Below are 3087 nucleotides of genomic sequence, written 5' to 3' on the forward strand. Positions count from 1 at the left end.
ACCCCTGTGGGAGCAGCATGACCACCCCCGACCCCACCGCCGCCTCCTTCGTCCCGGCGTCCGCCGAGGCCCAGGACGAGGTCGTCGAACTCTGCGCCGAACTGATCAGGTTCGACACCTCCAACCCCACCAGCAACGAGCGCGCGAGCGCCGACTGGGTGGTGGGCCGCCTGGCCGAGGTGGGCATCGAGTCCGAGCTGGTCGAGTCCGCCCCCGGCCGTGCCAGCGTCATCGCACGGATCGCGGGCGGCGACCCCGGGCGCGGCGCCCTCCTGGTCCACGGCCACCTGGACGTGGTCCCGGCCGACGCCTCCGAGTGGCAGGTCCCGCCGTTCTCCGGTGAGATCCGCGACGGCTACCTGTGGGGGCGCGGCGCGATCGACATGAAGGACACGGTGGCCGTCATGCTGGCCACCGCCCGTCACTTCGCCCGCACCGGGACCAGGCCCTCGCGCGATCTGGTCCTCGCCTTCCTCGCCGACGAGGAGGCGGGCGGCAAGTTCGGCGCCCACTGGCTGGTCGAGCACCGCCCGGAGCTGTTCGCCGGGGTCACCGAGGCGATCGGGGAGGGCGGCGGTTTCTCCTTCGCCATCGACGACACCCGGCGCCTCTACCCGATCGAGAACGCCCAGCGCGGCATGGCCTGGATGGAGCTCACCGCGACCGGCCGGGCCGGCCACGGCTCGTCCCCCAACGACGAGAACGCGGTCACCGACCTCGCGGAGTCACTCACCCGGATCGGCCGCGAGACCTTCCCGATCCGTCTGATCGAGCCGGTCCGCGCGCTGCTGGAGGAGGTGGCCCGCCTCTACGGTGTCGAGTTCGACGAGAACGACATCGAGGGCAGCCTCGCAAAGCTGGGCCCGGTCTCCGACTTCATGCAGGTGGTGCTCCGCAACTCCGCGAACCCCACCATGTTCAACGCCGGGTACCAGACCAACGTCATCCCCGGAAAGGCGACCGCCCGGGTGGACGGCCGTTTCCTCCCCGGCCACGAGCAGGAGCTGATCGACACCGTCGACAGGCTCCTGCTCCCCTCGGTGACCCGCGAGTGGGTCAACCACGACATCGCGCTGGAGACCACGTTCGACGGCCCGCTGGTCGACGCCATGTGCGAGGCCGTGCGCGCCGAGGACCCGGACGGCCACCCCGTCCCGTACTGCAACCCGGGCGGCACCGACGCCAAGGCCTTCACCCACCTCGGCATCCGCTGCTTCGGCTTCAAGGGCCTCAAGCTCCCGCACGACCTGGACTACGGCCGCCTCTTCCACGGCGTGGACGAACGCGTCCCACTGGAGGGCCTGCGCTTCGGCGTCCGCGTCATGACCCGCCTCTGGCAGAGCTGCTGACCTCACCGTCACGGCCCGCACAACCGCCCCGACCCGGGCCGGCTCCTCGTGCACACCCCCGCCGACACCGCGACACCGTCGGCGAATCGTCGAGCCGCATACGACGCCGGCCCTCACGACCCGTTGTGGTCGTGAGGGCCGGCGTCGTGCGTGCGGCGGCCTCGCCGAACGGCGCACCGCAATCGCACATCGACGGCCTCATCAGCGGCCGGCTCCGGGGTTCCTCGGATCGCACCCCAGGTGTTCCAGCCACCCGACGCAATCCCCGTCATCGAACCGGAGCGGCGTCACGGCGCCGTCGGTCCCGGGGCGCGAGCCCGCCTCGCAGGGAACGGACCGGGCCGCAGCGAACGGGCGAACCGCCCATCGTTGTCCGGCAGTTCATGTCGGCGCATCATCGCCCGGTCGCGATCCGGCCATCCGAGATCTTCCGAAGGCGCCGCCTGGCCGGGGCCGGTGGCCGGGGCTAAGGGCTGTCCCGCAATTCCTGGTGGAACAGCGTGCGGCGTCAGATGCGGTGCATCGCAAGGCGGAGGGACGTCCACATACTGGATGTATGTGGACGTTCCGACAACGCGGCGAGGTGCCGTAGCTGTCGTCGCACGCCCGCCAGGAATTGCGGGACAGCCCTTAGGCTTCACCACACAACGGAGGTCTTCGTGTCCCACCGTAATGCCCGGCTGACCGTTCATGGCAGGCGGCTGCTCGTTGATCGTGTGCGTTCCGGGCGCCCGGTCGCGCATGTGGCGGCCGAGATGGGCATATCCCGGGCAACGGCTCACAAGTGGGTCCGGCGTTGGCGGACCGAAGGCGAGCCGGGGCTGCACGACCGGTCCAGCCGCCCGCGCACGACGCCGCACCGGACCGCATCCGACATCGAGGCCCGCGTCTGCCGACTGCGGACGGACCGCAAGCTGGGACCGGCGAGGATCGGCCCGATCCTGGGCCTGCCCGCCTCCACCGTGCACCGGATCCTGACGCGCCACCGGCTCAACCGCCTGGCCTGGCTCGACCGTCCGACTGGCGTGGTCATCCGCCGCTACGAACGCGAACGTCCCGGCGAGCTGATCCACGTGGACGTGAAGAAGCTCGGCCGGATCCCCGACGGCGGCGGCCACAAGGCCCTGGGCCGCCAGGCCGGCCGGGCCACCCGCTCCGCCATGGGCTTCGACTACGTCCACTCCGCCGTCGACGACCACTCCCGCCTCGCCTACAGCGAGATTCACCCCGACGAGAAGGTCGCTACCTGCGCGGGCTTCCTGACCCGCGCGGCCGCGTTCTTCCACGGCCATGGCATCACCCGCATCGAACGGGTCCTGACCGACAACGCCTGGGCCTACCGCAAGGGCCTGGCCTGGAAGGCCGCCCTCGCCGAACTCGGCGCGGCCGGCAAGCTCACCCGGGCCTACCGGCCACAGACCAACGGCAAGGTCGAACGCTTCAACCGCACCCTGCTCGACGAATGGGCCTACCTACGGCCCTACACCACCAACACCGAGCGCACCGAAGCCCTGGCAGACTTCCTCCACACCTACAACCACCACCGCTGCCACACCGCACTGGGCGGACACCCACCCATCAGCCGTGCCAACAACGCTACGGGTCAATACATCTAGTACTGCAACGGTGCTTGCCGTGACTGATGGCCAGGTCAGGGGCTGTGCCCGCGCCGTTTGTAGTGACTGATGCGGGCCTGGTGTTGTCGTCGTCGGCGCCAGGTCGACCAGTGCAGGATGTG

The 3087-nt window shown here is 70.5% G+C and carries 2 protein-coding genes; both read left to right on the plus strand.

Annotation, left to right across the window (positions count from 1 at the left end):
- The first annotated feature begins 17 nt into the window (after positions 1-17).
- Positions 18-1349, plus strand: a complete 1332-nt coding sequence (locus tag AADR41_RS41725) for a M20/M25/M40 family metallo-hydrolase (RefSeq protein ID WP_342287669.1) — start codon at positions 18-20, stop codon at positions 1347-1349.
- Positions 1350-2008: 659 nt separating this feature from the next.
- Entirely contained in the window at positions 2009-2965 is a 957-nt protein-coding gene (locus AADR41_RS41730; RefSeq protein ID WP_342287670.1) for an IS481 family transposase, read from the plus strand.
- Positions 2966-3087: the final 122 nt, after the last annotated feature.

The organism is Streptomyces sp. CLV115, assembly GCF_038448545.1.
GTDB classification, from domain to species: domain Bacteria; phylum Actinomycetota; class Actinomycetes; order Streptomycetales; family Streptomycetaceae; genus Streptomyces; species Streptomyces sanglieri.